The sequence below is a fragment of the Synechococcus sp. NB0720_010 genome (genome assembly GCF_023078835.1).
GTDB lineage: Bacteria > Cyanobacteriota > Cyanobacteriia > PCC-6307 > Cyanobiaceae > Vulcanococcus.
Genome location: NZ_CP090898.1, coordinates 2,073,117 through 2,091,467, shown reverse-complemented (window position 1 = coordinate 2,091,467; position 18,351 = coordinate 2,073,117). Strand labels below are relative to the sequence as shown.

General features: G+C 64.8%; 19 protein-coding genes. 12 read left to right on the top strand and 7 right to left on the bottom strand.

Annotated elements, in window-relative coordinates:
* The first annotated feature begins 86 nt into the window (after positions 1-86).
* From LY254_RS10970 to LY254_RS10960, 3 genes are all read left to right on the top strand, one after another.
* Positions 87-1,640 carry an Hsp70 family protein gene (locus LY254_RS10970; RefSeq protein ID WP_247477145.1) on the top strand — a complete coding sequence of 518 codons (1,554 nt, stop codon included), beginning with the start codon at positions 87-89 and terminating at the stop codon, positions 1,638-1,640.
* Positions 1,641-1,720: 80 nt separating this feature from the next.
* A complete protein-coding gene (locus LY254_RS10965) occupies positions 1,721-2,551 on the top strand; it encodes a hypothetical protein (protein ID WP_247477144.1) in 831 nt (276 codons plus the stop codon).
* Between the two features lie 41 nt (positions 2,552-2,592).
* Entirely contained in the window at positions 2,593-2,814 is a 222-nt protein-coding gene (locus LY254_RS10960) for a ferredoxin-thioredoxin reductase variable chain (RefSeq protein WP_010315371.1), read from the top strand.
* A gap of 9 nt (positions 2,815-2,823) precedes the next feature.
* Here the strand turns inward: LY254_RS10960 and pyrR are convergent, their stop codons facing one another.
* The gene (gene pyrR / locus LY254_RS10955; RefSeq protein WP_247477142.1) at positions 2,824-3,366 is read right to left on the bottom strand and encodes a bifunctional pyr operon transcriptional regulator/uracil phosphoribosyltransferase PyrR; all 543 of its coding nucleotides are present in this window, start codon (positions 3,364-3,366) and stop codon (positions 2,824-2,826) included.
* Positions 3,367-3,605: 239 nt separating this feature from the next.
* Here pyrR and gpmI point away from each other — a divergent pair, with 239 nt between their 5' ends.
* The 3 genes from gpmI to msrB are packed head-to-tail and all read left to right on the top strand — an operon-like array spanning position 3,606 to position 5,909.
* Positions 3,606-5,177 carry a 2,3-bisphosphoglycerate-independent phosphoglycerate mutase gene (gene gpmI, locus LY254_RS10950; RefSeq protein WP_247477140.1) on the top strand — a complete coding sequence of 524 codons (1,572 nt, stop codon included), beginning with the start codon at positions 3,606-3,608 and terminating at the stop codon, positions 5,175-5,177.
* A gap of 20 nt (positions 5,178-5,197) precedes the next feature.
* A complete protein-coding gene (secG, locus tag LY254_RS10945) occupies positions 5,198-5,434 on the top strand; it encodes a preprotein translocase subunit SecG (protein WP_010315367.1) in 237 nt (78 codons plus the stop codon).
* Positions 5,435-5,438: 4 nt separating this feature from the next.
* Complete coding sequence (gene msrB / locus LY254_RS10940) at positions 5,439-5,909, top strand: peptide-methionine (R)-S-oxide reductase MsrB (RefSeq protein WP_247477138.1); 471 nt, start codon at positions 5,439-5,441, stop codon at positions 5,907-5,909.
* Between the two features lie 60 nt (positions 5,910-5,969).
* Here the strand turns inward: msrB and LY254_RS10935 are convergent, their stop codons facing one another.
* From LY254_RS10935 to groES, 5 genes are all read right to left on the bottom strand, one after another.
* Positions 5,970-7,295 carry an ammonium transporter gene (locus tag LY254_RS10935; protein WP_247477136.1) on the bottom strand — a complete coding sequence of 442 codons (1,326 nt, stop codon included), beginning with the start codon at positions 7,293-7,295 and terminating at the stop codon, positions 5,970-5,972.
* A gap of 126 nt (positions 7,296-7,421) precedes the next feature.
* Positions 7,422-7,787 carry an MscL family protein gene (locus tag LY254_RS10930; protein WP_247477135.1) on the bottom strand — a complete coding sequence of 122 codons (366 nt, stop codon included), beginning with the start codon at positions 7,785-7,787 and terminating at the stop codon, positions 7,422-7,424.
* A 59-nt stretch (positions 7,788-7,846) separates the two neighbouring features.
* Entirely contained in the window at positions 7,847-8,206 is a 360-nt protein-coding gene (locus LY254_RS10925) for a hypothetical protein (RefSeq protein WP_247477134.1), read from the bottom strand.
* A 284-nt stretch (positions 8,207-8,490) separates the two neighbouring features.
* Entirely contained in the window at positions 8,491-10,125 is a 1,635-nt protein-coding gene (groL, locus tag LY254_RS10920; protein WP_247477133.1) for a chaperonin GroEL, read from the bottom strand.
* A gap of 47 nt (positions 10,126-10,172) precedes the next feature.
* Positions 10,173-10,484, bottom strand: coding sequence for a co-chaperone GroES (gene groES / locus LY254_RS10915; protein ID WP_010315361.1), 312 nt, complete (start codon positions 10,482-10,484; stop codon positions 10,173-10,175).
* A gap of 269 nt (positions 10,485-10,753) precedes the next feature.
* Between groES and atpD the strand changes: the two genes are divergently transcribed.
* The 3 genes from atpD (at position 10,754) to LY254_RS10900 (ending at position 13,783) form a co-directional block, all read left to right on the top strand.
* Positions 10,754-12,214: a F0F1 ATP synthase subunit beta gene (gene atpD / locus LY254_RS10910; RefSeq protein ID WP_247477132.1), complete on the top strand. Its 1,461-nt coding sequence runs from the start codon at positions 10,754-10,756 to the stop codon at positions 12,212-12,214.
* Between the two features lie 16 nt (positions 12,215-12,230).
* The gene (gene atpC / locus LY254_RS10905) at positions 12,231-12,641 is read left to right on the top strand and encodes an ATP synthase F1 subunit epsilon (RefSeq protein ID WP_010315359.1); all 411 of its coding nucleotides are present in this window, start codon (positions 12,231-12,233) and stop codon (positions 12,639-12,641) included.
* Positions 12,642-12,715: 74 nt separating this feature from the next.
* Positions 12,716-13,783 (top strand): rhomboid family intramembrane serine protease, encoded by a 1,068-nt coding sequence (locus LY254_RS10900; RefSeq protein ID WP_247477130.1) that lies wholly within the window; start codon positions 12,716-12,718, stop codon positions 13,781-13,783.
* Here LY254_RS10900 and LY254_RS10895 read toward each other — a convergent pair.
* Complete coding sequence (locus LY254_RS10895; RefSeq protein ID WP_247477128.1) at positions 13,758-16,007, bottom strand: transglycosylase domain-containing protein; 2,250 nt, start codon at positions 16,005-16,007, stop codon at positions 13,758-13,760. The two genes, LY254_RS10900 and LY254_RS10895, sit on opposite strands and share 26 nt — an antisense overlap.
* A gap of 73 nt (positions 16,008-16,080) precedes the next feature.
* Here LY254_RS10895 and LY254_RS10890 point away from each other — a divergent pair, with 73 nt between their 5' ends.
* Genes LY254_RS10890 through LY254_RS10880 form a run of 3 tightly spaced genes read left to right on the top strand, consistent with a single transcriptional unit; the run spans position 16,081 to position 18,349 of the window.
* The gene (locus tag LY254_RS10890) at positions 16,081-16,356 is read left to right on the top strand and encodes a hypothetical protein (RefSeq protein ID WP_010315354.1); all 276 of its coding nucleotides are present in this window, start codon (positions 16,081-16,083) and stop codon (positions 16,354-16,356) included.
* The gene (locus LY254_RS10885) at positions 16,353-17,030 is read left to right on the top strand and encodes an FHA domain-containing protein (RefSeq protein WP_247477126.1); all 678 of its coding nucleotides are present in this window, start codon (positions 16,353-16,355) and stop codon (positions 17,028-17,030) included. Before LY254_RS10890 ends, LY254_RS10885 begins: the two co-directional genes overlap by 4 nt.
* Positions 17,027-18,349, top strand: coding sequence for a protein kinase (locus LY254_RS10880; protein ID WP_247477124.1), 1,323 nt, complete (start codon positions 17,027-17,029; stop codon positions 18,347-18,349). Before LY254_RS10885 ends, LY254_RS10880 begins: the two co-directional genes overlap by 4 nt.
* Positions 18,350-18,351: the final 2 nt, after the last annotated feature.

The window sequence follows — 18,351 nt, the reverse complement described above, 5'->3', positions numbered from 1 at the left end:
GACCCAAGACAAGTCCCGCTTGTCTCACCATGAAGTCTGGTTTTGCGTCACCCTCTTAGACGGCAGTTTCCCTTCAGCTTTGGCCAATGGCCGGCACCCTTGCCATTGACCTCGGCAGCACCACCACGGTGGTGGCCCATCAAGGCGCCGGCGATCAGAGCGCCTGCCTGCTGCCGCTGCCGCCCTTCAGCAGTGCCGATCCTGTCGTCATCCCCAGCCTGATCTGGCTGGGGGATCGGGAGACCCGCCAACCGCTGATTGGACGGCAGGTCGTCGAAGGGGGACTCCTGGAGCAGGACGGGCCCCAGCTGCAGCGGGACTTCAAACGTCTGATCGGTCAACCCAGCCGCGAGACCAGTGCCAGCTGGCTGAGCCCAGAGCAAAGCGGGCGCCTGCTGCTGGAGCAGATCTGGTCCCATCTACCGGAGGCCCTCGCACCGGATCGCCTGGTGCTGACCGCACCGATCGATGGCTACCGGGGCTACCGCCAGTGGCTGCTGGAGGCCGTCGAAGCCATGGACGTCCCTGATGTGGCCCTGGTGGATGAGCCCACCGCTGCGGCCATCGGCGCAGGCCTCCCCCCGGGCAGCCGTGTGTTGGTGGTCGACGTGGGCGGGGGAACCACCGACCTGTCGCTGGTGGCGCTCCCGGGCGGCGAGGGCCGGGCAGCACCCATCGCCCAACTGCTGCGCTTTGGCGGCCGGACCCTCAACAACAGTCAGCAAACCCTGCGGACCGCCGAGGTCCTGGGGAAGGCCGGACTGGCCATCGGCGGCCGCGATCTCGACCGCTGGATCGCGGCCCATCTCTGCCCGGATTGGACCAGCCCACCGCGGGGACTGCTCGAGGTCTGCGAACGCCTCAAGTGCGAATTGAGCGAAACAGAGGAGGCGCTAGCGCTCTGGACGCCCCAGGACGCCAGCGCCATCCCGCTGCGGCTGCAGCGGGATGAGCTCCAGCACCTGCTCGAGGAGCGGGGGCTGCTGAGCCTGTTGGACGACTTGCTGGAGACCGTTCTGGCGGCAGCGCGGGCCGCGGGCGTGCAAGCCGAGGACATTGATGCGGTTCTGCCCGTGGGGGGAAGCGCCCAGATCCCCTTGATTCGCGAATGGCTCCAGCAACGGCTCCCGGGCATCCCCCTGCGGGGGAGCCGCCCCGTGGAAGCCGTGGCCCTGGGCGCCTTGAGCCTGACCCCCGGTGTTCGCATCAAAGATGTGCTCAGCCAAGGGGTCTCCCTGCGTTGCTGGGATCAGCGCAGCGCTGAACATCGCTGGCATCCGCTGTTCATGGCGGGCCAGAGCTGGCCGATCGAGCAACCCCTGACCATCCGCCTGTCCTGCAGCCAGGCCGAACAGAGCGCCTTGGAACTGGTGCTTGGCGAACCACAAGCCGAGGAACGCAGCGAAGTCGTCTTTGTCGATGGCCTGCCGGTCCTGCGCCGCAACAGCACCGGATCCGCACGAGTCCAGGCCTGGCCGCAGGCTCCTGTCCAGATTCCCCTGAGCCCCTGCGGCAGTCCCGGCGAGGACCGCATCGAGCTGCGGTTTTGGATCGATTCGGCCTGCCACCTGCAGGTTGAGCCTTTGGATCTACAGACCCAAATCCGCCAAAGCACGATCGATTTGGGGGCGGTCCGCTAGGCCGGCTCGAACTCTGCCCCTGGCCGCGTGATCACTGGAAGGTCGCTGCATAGAACGGAGCTGGACTCCAGACCCGCCACTTGGCCATCCGCCGACACCGGCTTCCGCGTTTTTGGCTGGTGCTCACCTTGGGCTTGGTGGCATCGGGGGTTGGCGCGGCCTACTGGTGGGAGAAACAACTTCCCACTCGGCTCGATCAAGCGGCCAAAGCCGGGCGACTGGATGACTGCCTGCTCTTTGGCGAACAGCTCTCAGCCCTGCGCTGGCTCGGGGGCCAAGCCCCCTTGGAACTCAGCCGCTGCCGCCGGCTGAAAGCCGAACAGCTCTGGCTGGCCCAACAACCAGCCCAGGCTCTGCAACTGCAGCGTCTGCTCGTCAACTCCGGCAACAGCACCCCGGAGGACCAACAGCGCCTGCTGACTTGGCAACAGCAACTGGAGACCGAAGCCCTGTCCCTCTACCGCCGCGGACAACTGGATCGGGCCTTGGCGGTGCTCAAGAGCCTGAATGCCGACCAAAACCCCCAAGGCACTGCCCTGGGCGATCAACTCCGTGAGGACTGGAGCCGAAACCGGTTTCAAAAGGAGCGCGCTGCCCGGCTGATCCCCCAAGAGCGCTGGTGGGAAGCCCTCGATGCCCTCAATCGCATCGAACATCCCTGGTGGAAACAACACACCCAAGCCCTACGCCAACAGGTCGAGGGGGGAATCGAGGGGCTGCGCAAGCGCGACCACGGCGAGCACGACTCCCATGGAGGCCTGGGCTCCAACGTCCCCGAGGCCCAGCTCAGCCGACTCGTCAGCCAGAAGCTCAGCCAAGGGCTGGATGACTGGCAAGCCTTCAGCCAAGCCTGCGCCGAACTGGGGGGACAGGTCATCGAGGATGGGCCCGAGACAGCCTGCAGGCGTTAATCACGCGTGACAGGATGGCCACCACTTCAGGGCGATCCTTCATGCAGGCGGGAGATCAAGTCACGGTCAGCCAGAGCGTTGTGGTCTTCCACCACCCGCAGCACCGCGGCCAGGCCTTCGATCTCAAGGGCCAGCAGGGGGAGGTCTTCCAGGTCCTGAACGACTACAAGGGCCGCACCATCAGCCCGACCATGCCGGTGATCGTGGCCTTCGGAAAGTTCCGCGCCCACTTCCGCGCCGATGAACTTGAGGCGGTGGCCTGAGGGCCAGCCCTAGGGCTCACCTTTTAAGAGGAACACCCCCTCTTCGCCGTCGATCCCCTTGAGGCAGAGGGCGATCAGCTCCTGGCGGTTCGTTGGCACCACGCGACCACAGAAGTCCGGCTGAATCGGCAGCTCCCGGTGGCCGCGGTCCACCATCGCCAGCAGCGAAACCCGCTTGGGACGGCCCCAGGCCTGCAGAGCCTCAAGAGCAGCGCGCACGGTGCGCCCCGTGAAAATCACGTCATCCACCAGAACCACCTCCTTGCCATCGAGGCTCGACGGCAAGGAGGTCGGCGTCACCAGGCGTGTACCGACGCGATCCAGGTCATCGCGGTGAAAGGTGGGATCGACGCTGCCGCAGTCCACCGGATGCCCCGAGAGCTGCTCAAGCAACTGAGCCAAAACCTCGGCCAAGGCAACCCCTCGGGTTGGGATACCCAGCAAGACCAGATCGCGGCTGTCATCGATGCTCTCCAGCACCTGGGAGGCCAAGCGGTTCAGGGTCCGTCCCAACTCAACCGCTGACAGGATTTCAACGCGATCAACGGCCATGGGTCTCAGAAGGGAGCGCGATGGGCGTGGGAACCCATGGTGTAGCCAAAAGCTGACGCAACCATGCTGAGGACTGGCTCAGCGCAAGGCAAGAGGTAGGTTGGACCCATCTGGTTGTGCAGGGAAAGGCGGGGTTTTATCGGGTGACAGCCATACCGTCCACCGAATCGAGCTCGCACAACGCGGGGACCGCAGCAGGTCCTTCGCAGTCCTCCCAGAACGGAGCGATTGCGCCTGTTGTGCTCTGCATCCTGGATGGATGGGGCTACCGCCACGACGACAGCCATAACGCCATCCGGGCGGCCCAAACCCCGGTGATGGATGCCCTTTGGCATGCCTATCCCCACACCCTGATCGAAGCCAGCGGCGCCGATGTCGGCCTCCCGGACGATCAGATGGGCAACTCGGAAGTCGGTCACCTGACCATCGGCGCCGGCCGCATCATTCGCCAGGAACTGGTGCGCATCAGCCAGGCCGTGCGCGACGGCAGCATCGCTGAGAACGCAGAACTCAACGCCCTGGCCGATCAACTCCGGGCTAGTGGCAAGACGCTGCATCTGATCGGCCTCTGCTCCGACGGTGGCGTCCATAGCCACATCGACCACCTGGGGGGCCTGCTGCAATGGGCCAAGGCCCGCGGCCTCAAGGAGGTCTGCATCCACGCCATCACCGATGGCCGTGACACCCCGCCGCAAAGCGCCGAGCCTTTCCTCAACACGATCGAAGCCCAGATCGAGAAGGCAGGAATCGGCCGGATCAGCACCCTCTGCGGGCGCTACTGGGCGATGGATCGTGATAACCGCTGGGAGCGCACCGAAAAGGCCTACCGCCTGCTCACCGAAGAGGGAACGATCAGCGAACTCTCGCCCCAGGAGGTCCTGAAGGCGTCCTACGGCGAGGAGATCTACGACGAATTCCTCGAGCCCACCCGACTGGCTCCCGGCGCGATCGAATCCGGGGACGGTGTGGTGCTCTTCAACTTCCGCCCTGACCGCGTCCGCCAGCTGGTCAAAGCGCTGGTGGTGGAAGGCTTCGATGGCTTTGAGCGGACGTTCATCCCCGACCTCAACGTCGTTACCTTCACCCAATACGAAGCCGGCCTGCCGGTGAGCGTGGCTTTCCCCCCTGAGTCCCTCGATGGACTCCTGGGTCAGGTGGTCTCCGAAGCCGGGCTGCGGCAGTTCCGCACGGCAGAAACCGAGAAGTACCCCCACGTCACCTACTTCATGAATGGGGGCATCGAGCAGCCCTACCCCGGCGAGGACCGTCACCTGGTCCCCTCCCCTCGCGTCGCCACCTACGACCAGGCTCCAGCGATGTCCGCCGAGCAGCTGACCGACAACTGCATCTCCGCGGTCAACAAGGGGATCTATTCCCTGGTGGTGATCAACTACGCCAACCCCGACATGGTGGGCCACACCGGGGCGATGGAAGCCACCGTTGAAGCCATCGGCGCAGTCGACCGGAGCGTGGGCCGCCTGCTGGAGGCCACCAACCGCATGGGCGGCACCCTGATCGTCACCGCCGACCACGGCAACGCCGAATTGATGGAAGGCCCCGATGGCCTGCCCTGGACCGCCCACACCACCAACCCCGTCCCCCTGATCCTGGTGGAGGGCGAAAAGCGCAAGATCCCCGGTCACGGCACCGCCGTCGAACTGCGCAGTGGTGGTGGCCTGGCGGATGTGGCCCCGACCCTGCTGGAGATCCTGGGCCTGGAGCAGCCGAGCCGCATGACTGGCACCTCCCTGATCACGCCCCTGGGCAGCCCAAGCCAACCCAGCCGCATCCCCCAGACCCTCGGCGTCTAGTCACTGCCTAGGCTGCATCGATGATTCAAACCACCCTCACCTGGATCTGGCTCAGCAGTGGTGCACTGCTGGTGATCACCGTTCTCCTGCACAGCCCCAAGGGGGATGGCATGGGTGGCATCGCCTCCAGCGGCAGCTCGATGTTCAGCAGCGCCCGCAGCGCTGAAGCGACCCTGAACCGCATCACCTGGACCCTGCTCGCCATCTTCATGGGACTGGCCACGGCCCTCAGCGCCGGCTGGTTCAAAGGTCTCTAACGCGATGACACGACGGGGATTGCTCGCCTCCTTGGCCCTGCTGGTAGGCGGCAAATCGGCGGATGCTGCCAGCAAGGCAGCTGATCCTCAGTGGCAACTCACGGATGCCCAGTGGAAGGCACGCCTGTCTCCAGCGGCGTACCAGGTCCTGCGTCAGGAGGGGACCGAGCGTCCTTTCTCCAGCCCCCTGAACAACGAGAAACGCGCCGGCATCTTCCACTGCGCCGGTTGTGATCTACCGCTGTTCAGCTCCAAGGCGAAGTACGACAGCGGCACCGGCTGGCCCAGCTTCTGGGAGCCCCTGGCCCATGCGATCGAGACCAAGGTGGACTTCAAATTGATCGTCCCCCGGACCGAATACCACTGCCGCCGCTGCGGCGGCCATCAAGGTCACGTCTTCGGTGACGGCCCTCGCCCGACCGGCAAGCGCTACTGCAACAACGGAGTTGCGTTGACCTTTACGCCCAACGCCTAAAACAAGACAGCAAAAAGCCCGGGATGCGCTGCACCCCGGGCTTGCTTATTGAGCTTGTGCTCAGAACAGCTGAGGCGAACCGACGCGCTCGGCGTAGGCCTCTTCGCCGTGTTCAGCCACATCAACGCCGAGGTTTTCAGCGTTTTCGCCGACACGGAACTGAACACCAAGACCGCGCAAGACACCGGCAATCAAGAAGGTGCCAAGGGCAGCCAGGCCATAGGCCACCAGCACCGCCTGCAGCTGACCCAGCACCAGAGCTCCACGGCCCTGTTCGGCCAGGATCTGGCCGGCGGGATGGGAAGAGATCAACTCAGCGTTGGCAAAGACGCCGGTGAGCAGGGCACCCGCGGTACCGCCGACGCCATGGACGGCATAGGTGTCGAGGGAATCGTCAAAGCGCAACTTCACCTTGACCTGGACCGAGATGTAGCAGAGGACGGCGGTGATCGCACCGATGGCCATGCCCGAGCCGATGGTCACAAAACCAGCGGCGGGGGTCACGCCCACCAAGCCAGCCACAGCCCCGGTGGCCATGCCAACGGCGGTGGGCTTGCCGTCGCGCCAGGTCTCCACCACCGACCAAGCCACCAGACCCGCAGCAGCAGCGACGTGGGTGGTGGTGAAGGGAATCTCGGCGCCGCCAACAGCCAGCTGGCTGCCGCCGTTGAAGCCGAACCAACCAAACCAGAGCAACCCGGTACCCAGCAGGATCTGGGTCACGTCATGGGGAGGACGGATCGCCTTGGGCCACTGACGGCGCGCACCGATCAGACCGGCCAGCACCAGTGCGGTCACGCCGGAGCTGATGTGCACGACGGTGCCACCGGCGAAATCGAGATCTTTGCCCAGGAAGCCGCCGCCCCAGACCATGTGGGCCAGCGGGGAATAGACCAGCAACAGCCAGATCGGCGTGAACAGGCACCAGAAGCGGAAGCTGATGCGCTCCACCAGGGCACCGGAGATCAGGGCCGGCGTGATGATCGCGAACATGCCCTGGAACAGGGCAAAGGTCAGGCCGGGAACCGCCAGACCATCCCAAACCTCAGGCAGACGCTCGAGCAGGGCAAAGGTGAAGGGGTTCCCCACTACCGCCTGGGCGGCGCCGCCATCGGCGAAGGCCAAGCTGAAACCAAAGCTGGCCCAGACCAAGGTGGCGATGCCCATCATCACGAAGCTCATCGCCATCGTGTTGAGCACGTTGCGCCCCTGAACAAAGCCGCCGTAGAAGAAGGCCAGACCAGGGGTCATCAAGAGCACCATCGCCGCTGAGATCAGCAGCAGGGTGTTGTCGGAGCTATCCAGCGAGGCTTCTGCCGCCTGGGCTGGCAAGAACGCACCCAGCAGGAACTGCAGCGCAGGAACGGTGAGGAGAGCGATCAGCAATCGGCGCTGTCGCGAAAGAAACGGCACGCGAACTCATTCGGTGATGACGGCTACCGTTTCAGACAACGCAGGAGATGGACTGTTCGCTGCGAACAATTTGACGGGCTCTAGGTGATCCGTGTCCGCTCAGACCTCGGCTTCCCCGCCCTGGGCAGCACGCAGGCGATCCATCCCCGCCGAGGCCATGCGCTGGGACCGGTTGATCGCCTTAACAATGAAGAACAGCACCCAGCCCACAATCAAGGAATTGAGCAGCACATTCAGAGCCTGTCCAATCAGGAGCTGCCCACCGGCATAGGGAATCTCCCACTTTTCCCAGCCGCCATTGCGAATCAGGGGATTCACCAATGGCATCAACAGGTCTTTCGTGAGCGCATCGACGATCTGCTGAAACTGGGTGCCCACCACCACCGCAATGGCCAGGTTCAGGGCATTGCCCTTCTGAAAGAAGAACTCCGTGAATTCCTTCAACCAGCGACGAAAAGCGAGCATGAAAGACCTGGGAAAGCAGGCCTTCATTCGAACACGGGTGACTCAAAGCCCCTAAGTCTTCAGCCCTTGGAGTCGGGCTCTTGAAGACCGGAGCGCAGAAAAGCAACGCTCTTCTGAACACGCTCGATCTCATAGTCCGTCTTCACCTTCTGCTTCTCGAGAAGCTCCACTCGCTTCAAGAGGTCCTCCAGCAGCTTGTTCTGAAGTGACTCCACCTGGACCAGCCGCTTCTTCCGATCGGGGTCCGCCGGTCCAGCGGAGACCGCTCCATCTAGAACAGCACCCTCAGTCTCTAGATACACCTCCGCAAGGCGCTCAAGAACCTTGGTGTACTGCCTGCCCTGCCGCCGGCAAAGATCCCGAAAGCGATCGAGAACCTCAGGCCTGAAGTTCGCAGCAAAGGCACCAGGACGCGGCACAGCCAAGACTCATATAGCCGAAACAATACGTCCGCCTCTTCACGCCCATTCCCCTGCTCAATGGCGAGCATTTGCACCCGCACCAGCTCGCCCTCGCGGCAAGAGAAAAGCGGCCCTCTGGCATAGCTCTGCATTGCAGCGCCTAGACAAATAGTCCTGGCAGGACTGGGGTCGCCCTGATCGACGCCGAGCGATAGGCACAAAAAAGGGGCACGAATGTGCCCCAGATGCATTGCAATGACTGAAGGTTCATCGGGGAGGGGTCACCCTCTCCCCGACCGGCCTCAATAGTCGAAGTCGCCGCCGCCCATGCCGCCGCCGGCAGGAGCTGCTTCCTTCTTCTCGGGCATGTCAGCCACGATGCACTCGGTGGTCAGAACCATGCCTGCAATCGAGGCAGCGTTCTGCAGACCGGAGCGGGTCACCTTGGCGGGGTCCACGATGCCGGCGGCCAGCATGTCGACGTACTCACCAACGGCAGCGTTGTAGCCCTCGTTGAAGGGCTTGTTCTTGACGTGCTCGGCCACGACGGAGCCGTTCACACCGGCGTTCTCAGCGATGCGCTTGAGGGGAGCGGTCAGAGCGGAAGCCACGATGGTTGCGCCGATCAGCTCTTCGCCGGACAGGTTGGCCTTGGCCCAATCCTCGAGGGCGGGAGCCAGGTGAGCCAGGGTGGTGCCACCGCCAGGAACGATGCCCTCTTCAACGGCCGCCTTGGTGGCGTTGATGGCGTCTTCCAGGCGCAGCTTCTTGTCCTTCATCTCGGTCTCGGTGGCGGCACCCACCTTGACCACGGCCACACCGCCGCTCAGCTTGGCCAGACGCTCCTGCAGCTTTTCCTTGTCGTAGGTGGAGTCGGTCTCATCCATCTGCTTGCGGATCTGCTCGCAGCGGGCCTTCACAGCCACCTCGTTGCCTTCGGCCACGATGGTGGTGGTGTCCTTGTTGATGGTGATGCGGCGGGCAGTACCCAGCATCTCCAGCTTGGCGTTCTCCAGCTTGAGGCCGGCGTCCTCGGTGATCAGCTGACCGTTGGTCAGAACAGCGATGTCCTCGAGCATGGCCTTACGGCGATCGCCGAAGCCAGGGGCCTTCACAGCCGCCACGTTCAGGACGCCGCGCAGACGGTTGACCACCAGGGTGGCCAGGGCTTCCTTCTCGATGTCCTCGGCAATGATCAGCAGAGGCTTGCCGGTGCGAGCGATCTGCTCGAGCACGGGCACCAGGTCCTGCACCAGACCGATCTTCTTGTCGGTCAGCAGGATGTAAGGCTCCTCCAGAACCGCTTCCATCCGCTCGGTGTCGGTGGCGAAGTAAGGGGAGATGTAGCCCTTGTCGAAGCGCATGCCTTCGGTGACCTCCAGCTCGGTGGTCATCGACTTGCCTTCCTCGAGGGAGATCACACCCTCTTTGCCGACCTTGTCCATGGCGTCGGCAATCATGCGGCCCACCTCTTCGTCGTTGCCGGCGGAGATGGTGCCGACCTGGGCGATGGCGTTGGAGTCGCTGATGGGCTTGGCGTTCTCCTTGATCTTCTGGACCAGGAATTCAGCGGCCTTATCGATGCCCTTCTTCAGGGTGATGGCGTTGGCGCCAGCAGCAACGTTGCGCAGACCGGCCTTGACCATGGCGTGGGCCAGGACGGTCGCGGTGGTGGTGCCGTCACCGGCGGCGTCGTTGGTCTTGGAGGCGGCCTGACGGATCAGGGCGACACCGGTGTTCTCGATGTGATCCTCGAGCTCGATCTCCTTGGCGATCGTGACGCCGTCGTTGATGATCTGAGGAGCGCCGAACTTCTTCTCGAGGACGACGTTGCGGCCCTTAGGGCCGAGGGTCACGGCAACCGCCTCAGCCAGGATGTCGATGCCTTTTTCGAGGGCGCGGCGGGCCTGCTCGTTGTAAATAATGCGCTTAGCCATGGGAGGCGAATCTCGCGGTAGGGGTGGTTAGAAGACGGTGTTGAGGCTCAGTTGACGACAGCCAGGATGTCCTTCTCGGAGAGGAGCACGTACTCGTCGCTGCCGAGCTTGATGTCGGTGCCGGCGTACTTGCTGTAGAGCACCTTGTCGCCAACGCTCACTTCAGGAGCCTGACGGGAACCGTCGTCGTTGCGCTTGCCGGGGCCCACCTGAACCACCTCGCCCACCTGGGGCTTTTCTTTGGCGGTGTCGGGCAGAAGGATGCCACCGGCGGTCTTCTCTTCGGACTCAGAGACCTTGATGAAGATGCGATCGCCCAGGGGCTTGACGGTGGAAACGCTGAGGGAAACAGCAGCCATGGATGGAATTCGGGTTGGTTGGCGAAACCATTGGCATGGCGCCAGAGACGCTGCCAGGGTCGCGGCGTAAAACGCCTGGGAACGCGAGTTAGCACTCACATCCCCTGAGTGCCAAGTTATGGGCGCGCTTCCCGACTCCACAACCACCCCGCGGGGCGGGTGACCGAACAGGGCAGGGGAGGGGTGACGGGGTGCAGGGGCGCGGTGGTATGTTTGCGCCGCTTCAGGCGGGCTGCGTCCCGCTGTGCGTCCTGCGACTTCTCCTTTAAATGGCTGCTGCTACTGCCACCGGCACCAAAGGCATCGTCCGGCAGGTGATCGGACCGGTGATCGACGTTGAATTCCCGGCCGGCAAGCTGCCAAAGATCTATAACGCCCTCCGCATTGAGGGCAGAAACTCGGCTGGTCAAGACGTTGCTCTGACCGCTGAGGTTCAACAGCTGCTCGGCGACCACCGCGTCCGCGCCGTCGCCATGAGCGGCACCGACGGCCTGGTCCGCGGCATGGGCGCCCTGGACACCGGTGCTCCGATTTCCGTGCCCGTGGGTGAGGCCACCCTCGGCCGCATCTTCAACGTGCTCGGTGAGCCCGTTGACGAGCAGGGTCCGGTGAAGACCACCACCACCGCCCCCATCCACCGCGAAGCTCCCAAGCTGACCGACCTCGAGACCAAGCCCAAGGTGTTCGAGACCGGCATCAAGGTGATCGACCTGCTGGCTCCCTACCGCCAGGGCGGAAAGATCGGCCTCTTTGGCGGTGCCGGCGTGGGCAAGACCGTGTTGATCCAGGAGCTGATCAACAACATCGCTAAAGAGCACGGCGGTGTGTCCGTGTTCGGTGGCGTGGGTGAGCGCACCCGCGAGGGCAACGACCTCTACGAGGAATTCAAGGAATCCGGCGTGATCAACGCCGAGGACCTCTCCAAGTCGAAGGTGGCCCTCTGCTACGGCCAGATGAACGAGCCCCCCGGCGCCCGCATGCGCGTCGGTCTCTCGGCTCTGACCATGGCTGAGCACTTCCGCGACGTGAACAAGCAGGACGTGCTGCTGTTCGTCGACAACATCTTCCGCTTCGTTCAGGCCGGCTCCGAAGTCTCCGCACTGCTGGGCCGCATGCCTTCCGCTGTGGGCTACCAGCCCACCCTGGGCACCGACGTCGGTCAACTGCAGGAGCGCATCACCTCAACCCTCGAGGGTTCCATCACCTCGATTCAGGCTGTGTACGTGCCTGCGGACGACCTGACCGACCCCGCACCCGCAACCACCTTTGCTCACCTGGACGCCACCACCGTGCTGAGCCGCGGCCTGGCTTCCAAGGGCATCTACCCCGCTGTGGATCCCCTGGATTCCACCAGCACCATGCTCCAGCCCTCCGTTGTGGGTGACGAGCACTACCGCACCGCCCGCGCCGTCCAGTCCACCCTGCAGCGCTACAAGGAGCTCCAGGACATCATTGCGATTCTGGGTCTGGACGAACTGTCCGAAGACGACCGTCGCACCGTGGACCGCGCCCGCAAGATCGAGAAGTTCCTCTCCCAGCCCTTCTTCGTGGCTGAGATCTTCACCGGCATGCCCGGTAAGTACGTGAAGCTCGAGGACACCATCAAGGGCTTCAACATGGTTCTCTCCGGTGAACTGGATCACCTGCCCGAGGCTGCCTTCTATCTGGTGGGCAACGTCGACGAAGTGAAGGCCAAGGCGGCCAAGATCCAAGCCGACGCCAAAGGTTGATCCGGAGCGTTAGCTGATGTCTCTCACCCTCCGCGTTCTGGCTCCAGACCAGAGCGTCTTCGACGGCCCTGCCGACGAAGTGATCCTTCCCTCCACCACGGGCCAACTGGGCATTCTTCCCGGTCACGTCTCCCTGCTCACCGCCCTCGACTACGGGGTGCTGCGTGTGCGCGAGAACAACGACTGGAAAGCCATCGCCCTCCAGGGTGGTTTTGCCGAGATCGAAGCGGATGAAGTCACCGTCCTGGTGAACACCGCTGAGCTTGGTAGCGCTATCAACGCTGACGAAGCCAACAAAGAACTGGAAGCCGCCACCGCTGCTGCCAACCAGTTCGAAGGTCAGGCCGCCAGCACCGAGAAGCTCAAGGCCCAACAAGCCGTCTCCCGTGCCCGCGCTCGGGTTCAAGCGGCAACCCTGAACAACTGAGCGCTGCCTTCAGTTGCACGCACCAGCGCCCCAAATGGGGCGCTTTTTTATGCTCAGCCCACAGATCCCAAGCCATGGGCCTCGGCACGACTCTCGGCAGGCAGCTGCGCCAATGGCAGATCCAGAACCCTGAGGCGCTGCAAAGCGGACGGGCGATCGCCAATCGCCTCGTCGATGCCCTCGGCGCGGAGGACGCGCTGAGGGGTCCCATTCGCGACCTTGCCAACCAACCCCTGCTGCTGCAGCTGCTCCATGGCAGCGGCGCCAGCCAAACCAGTGCCCGCGCCAGCCTGGGGGCACACATTCGACAGACCTACTCCGCCGAGGTCCAAAGCGAGCTTCAGGATCTGCTCGACGCCGCCTGCGGGACAAGCAAGCCCGAGCCTGCGGCCGTCCCACCGCGCCAGAGCGTTGCGGCCGCTCCTGCCGCAACGGCCCTCAAGGGTTTGGAACCACTCGCCCCAGGGCTGGCCCTCTCAGCCTGCGGCGCCTTGGTGCTGAGCTGGTTCGGCCAGGAACTGGACCGGCTGATCTTTGATGGCTGGGGCTGGAGCGGGGGTCTGGTGCTGGTGATAAGCCTGGCCGGCCTGGCCGTCGGACCGTGGCGCAGCAGCCTGAGGCGACGCTGGAGTCTGAGCAGCGAGCAGGCCTCACAACCGCGGCAGGTCTGGCGCTGGATCAGTTCCCCCTGGGTCCATGGCAGCGGTCTCGAAGCCGCGGTGAACGTGGCCGTGCTGCTGATCATCCTGGGGAACTCGCCCCTGCCCCTCGGCCAGGTGATCCTGCGCTACAGCCTGACGGCCCTGGCCTGCCTGGGCCTGGCCGCACTCTGCGCCAAACGCTGGAGCGTCCAACGAACCTGGAGCGGATCGGCCGGGCCGGTCTGTGCCTTGATCGGCCTAGCGGCCGGCTCCAGCCTGCTGCAGTGGAAGCTCTTGGTCTTTCGCCCCCTGGGGCTGAGCATCCCGGCTTGGGTACTGCTGCTGTTGGTGGGGGCCCTGCAACTGGGCTGGCAGCTCCCCCGCCAGCAACCCGAGGAACGCAGCACGGCCCTGCAACGCCTGCTGGCCTCCAGCTGCAGTTGGGGACTGATCCTGGGTCTGGTCTGGGCCCTGATCAGCCGGCTGCAGGCAGGGCTCTAGCGGCCTGCTGCATGTAGCGCCCCCAAAGCTGCGCCACCAAGCCACCGCTCGCTCCGGAGGCGGGACGGTTGTCGTCGTTCCCCATCCAAATCGCCGTCAGAACCTTCAGCGAGGGGGAGTAGCCGATGAACAGGGCATCCACGCCGTTGTTGGTGGTGCCGGTCTTGCCGCGGGCATCCGGGACCACCGCCGCCGCTCTGCCCGTTCCGCCCTGGACCACCCCAGCCAACATCTGATCCATCGCCGCAGCCACCTCCGGCCGGATCAACTGGCGAGATCGCTCTCCAATCGGGGTCGTCACACCCCTGGCCGGACAGCGGTCCAGGCTTTTCAGCGATCGGCAGATGCCCAGGTCATAGATGCGGCTGACCCCGTGCACGGGCACCGATCTCCCCCCGTTCGCGACCACGGCATAGGCCCGGGCCATCTCGTAGAGATAGGTCTCCCGGCCGCCCAGCATGGTGTTGTAGTCCGCGTCCAGCGGCGTCGAAATGCCCAGCCGTCGCGCCAGCTTGAGCACCTGGGAGAACCCCGCCCGCTCCGCCAGCCGCAGGGCCACGACATTCTCCGAACCCGCCAGACCCGCGGCCACGCTGATCGCTCCGGCGGACTGACGGCAGCCCCCCACATAGTCCAGTGGGGCACAGGAGATGGACTCGGACGGTGAGACGCCGGCGGCCAAGGCCGCCAGGAAGGGGAACAACTTGAAGGTCGAGCCGGGCTGGCGCAGGGCCTGAACCCGATCAAAACTCGAGCGGCTGTAATCGCCACCGCCGACGTAGGCCAGGATGTCGCCGGTCTCGGTATTCAGGCTGATCAGCGCCCCCTGGGTCAGCCCCGCCGCGGCCGCGGGCCCCTCCAAAAAACGCTTCAGCTGCTCCTGGGCCAACTGCTGCAGCTTGGGGTTGATCGTGCTCTCCACCGCGTAATTGCCAGCCCCATCACCGCCCCTGAGGTTCAAACCAAAGCGGGTGCCCTCGAGCTCACCAATGACGTAGTCGCTGAAGAAGGGGTAACTGCTGAAGCTCGACTCCCGGCAGGCCGAGGGATCGATGTTCAGGGGCCGCCGCTGGGCATCGATCAGGCCCTGATCGCTCAACCAACCCTGCTCGTGCATCAACTTCAGCACCAGGTTGCGGCGCTCCAGGCCCGCACCTGGGTCCTCGAGGTTGCAGGGGCTGTAGCCGTTCGGGCTGGGGAGCAGTCCCACCAAAAAGGCCGACTGGCCGACGTCCAGATCGCTGGCGGACTTGCGGAAGTAGAGCTGGGCCGCCTGCTCAAAGCCTTCGGTCCCCAGGCCCAGGTAGGCGCGATCGAGATAGAGCTTGAGGATCTGGTTCTTGCTGAAGCCCACCTCCAGCTGTAGGGCCACCCATAGCTCGCGCAGCTTGCGGGTCAGGCTCAGGTCGCGCCCCACCTCCGGGTAGACCATGCGCGCCACCTGTTGGGTGAGGCCGCTGCCGCCGCCGCTCCCCAACACAGCGGAGCGCAGGGTGCCGAACAGGTCGATGCCGCTGTTCCAACCAAAGCGGGCCTCCTCGGAGGCCAGCAGGGCCTGGCGCAGATGCAGCGGATAGGACCGTAAGGACGGCAGCGCCGTGGAGGCCCCCTCCTTGGCATCCACCTGCTGACCATCGGCCGCAAAGATCTTGACCGGACCGTCGATGCTGCGGATCCGGGAGCCGCCGCCAATGCTGGCGGCCAGCAGCATGCCACTCACCAACAGGGCTGAGCCTGCCAAGGCCGTGATGCCCACCAGGCGAATCGCCTGCTCCAGGGGGCTGCGGGGGTGGACGTAGCGCAGCTCAGGCGCCTGGCCCTTGAGGGGCGAGCCCAGCTGCACCGCATCCCCATCCCGCAGCTGAATCCAGCGGATCCGACGATCCCGATGGAACAGGCCATTGGAGGAACCAAAGTCCTCCAATGCAAAGTCCCGGTCGCTGGGACGCTCCTTCTCAAGGATCGCGTGCACCCGGCTGAGACTCGGATCGCTCAACGGCAGCTCGCAGGCCGGATCACGGCCCAGGCGATAACGCCTGGGCTCAAGCTTGAGCTCCTGGATCTTCCCGTCCTTCCCCCAGAGCTCCAGGCGCGCCTGGTGTTCCAGCAATGCAGGCAGGGTGCTCCGCACCGCCTCGAGCCGCTCTCGCCAAGGTCCGCGAAGGGCTGCACGGGCAAAGTCTTTCCAAGCCTCCCGAACGGCCGGTGAGGCAAGACGATCCAAGCGAGAGGAAGTGCTCAGGCGGGTGTTGCAGTCCAGCCATAGGCTAAGACCAGCCCACCTCCGCCCCCCTTCGGTGCAGCGTCAACGGGACCCCTGGGAGCCCTTCCGCCTCTGGTTGGCGATCACGATCGGGCTCTATGCCCTGCGGGCCTTCTTTGCCTTCACCTGGGTGGGTGCGATCCCGGGCTGGATCCTGCTGTTGATGGTGCTCGTGGCGCTGGCGCTGGCCAGCAAAGCGGTCCTCTTCCCCGGTCGTGTCGTGCCCTATCGCGAGGGGGATGGCGGCCTCTGGAACGACCTGCGCGATGACTGGAGACTCTGGTGGGCGCGCCGGCGAGGAGAGCGATGAGCGCCCCCAAAGCCCGCTTGCTGCTCGCCAGCGATCCCAGCAAAGCCGCGCCCCTCGATCCCAAACAGCCCCTGACGATCGGCAAGGCTCCGAGCAATCGGCTCTGCCTCGCCAGCCAAACCGGGGTTTCCGATCACCACGCCGTCGTCCGGTTCTCGCAAACCCAGGGCTGGTTGATCTGCGAGTGGCAGAGCAACGACGGCACCTTCCTCGAAGGGCAACGGATTCAACAGTGCCGCCAGCTCGAGGACGGCGATGAGATCCGGCTGGGACTCCAGGGCCCCCTGCTGCAGTTTGAGCTGATCACCACCACTGCGACCAAGCCAGCGCCCAAACCAGCCGCGCCCCGCCGAATCGATGTGGATGGGGAAGCGGTGGAGCTGGCCGAGATCCTCTCGGCGGGAGTGCAGAGCCTGCCCCGCCACCCCCACGTCTTCAGCTGGTGGTTGCTGTTCTGCCTCGGGGGGCTGCTGTTGCTGCCCTTCCCGCTGATCTTCTGGCCTCTAGAAATCGGCGCCCTGGGCGGCTGGATCGTGCTGGGCTCCCGCAAGGACCACAGCCTGGTGGTGGTGCTACGGGATGGCCGTGCCCTACGCCATGGCTTTGCCAACCGCCGCACGGCCCTGGCCCATCGCAACGGCATCCGCAAGGCCCTCGCCAGCCAGGGCCGATGAACAGCCTGCTGCCGCTGGGGACACACCTGCCGTTCGACGGCCTCGATCAACCCCTTGAACTCACGCGCCTCCTGGGGGGCGGAACCCAAGGGCAGGTCTACGCCGTGCGCTGCGGTGCGGAGGAGCTCGCCCTGAAGTGGTACTTCCCCAGTTGCATCGCCCGCGACCCACTACTGCGGCAGCGCCTGCAGCAAAGCATTCGCCTGGGGGCTCCCAACGGCGCCTTTCTCTGGCCCATGGCACTGCTGGAGCCCAGCGCCGAGAGTCGGCCCCTGATCCGCTGCCAAGAGCCAGGCTTTGGCTACTTGATGCCCCTGCGTCCCAGTGGTTTCCAGGGGGCCCATCTCCATGCCGGCGGGCGGATGGAGATCAGCCTGCAGAACATCCTGCGGGCCTGCTTTCATCTGGCCGATGCCTTCCACGAACTCCACCTCAAGGGGCTCTGTTACAAGGACATCTCCCTGGGGAACCTCTTCCTCAGGCCAGGCGATGGCGCGATCCTGATCTGCGACAACGACAACGTCGCGATCGACGGCCAGGGCGCCGGCAGCGTGCTCGGCACCCCAGGATTCATGGCCCCGGAGGTGCTGCTGGGGGCAGCCAAACCCAGTGCCAGCACGGATCAATTCAGCCTGGCCGTGCTGCTCTTTCGGCTGCTCACCCGCCACGACCCCTTCCGCGGGCGACAGGAACTGGCGATCCGCTGCCTCGATGAACCGGCCCGGCGCCGGCTCTACGGCGAGGAGGCCCTGTTCATCTTTGATCCAGAGAACCCCGCGAACCGGCCTGATTCAGAGGAACACGCCGCGGCCTTGCTGACCTGGCCGATCTACCCGCGGAGCTTGCAGCAGCTGTTTGAGACGAGCTTTGGCGCGGGGCTTCGGCAACCCGGCATACGCCCCCTGACCGGGCAGTGGAAGCAGGTGCTCGCGCGCTGCCTGGACCAACGCCACCTCTGTCAGCACTGCGGCGAAGAACTCTTCCACAGCGGACCCTGCTGGAGCTGCGGTCACACCAACCCGGCAGTCCTGCAACTGCAGCTCCCCCGAGGACAGGTGGCCGCCTGCCCAGGCAATGACCTCTACCCCCATCACTTCGATGGACGCGACAGCGAGCGGCTCGATCAGCCCCTGGCGCAGCTGGTCGGCCACCCCACGGACCCAAGCGTTGTCGGTCTCAGGAACCTCGGAGCAACGGCCTGGCAAGGCCAGTTGAGCAACGGCCAGCTGCTGGAGGTGGAGCCGGGCAAAACCTGTAATGTCGCGGCCCTGCAGCAACTCAGCACCCAGGCCGGGCCGATCACCCCGATCCGCAGATAAGC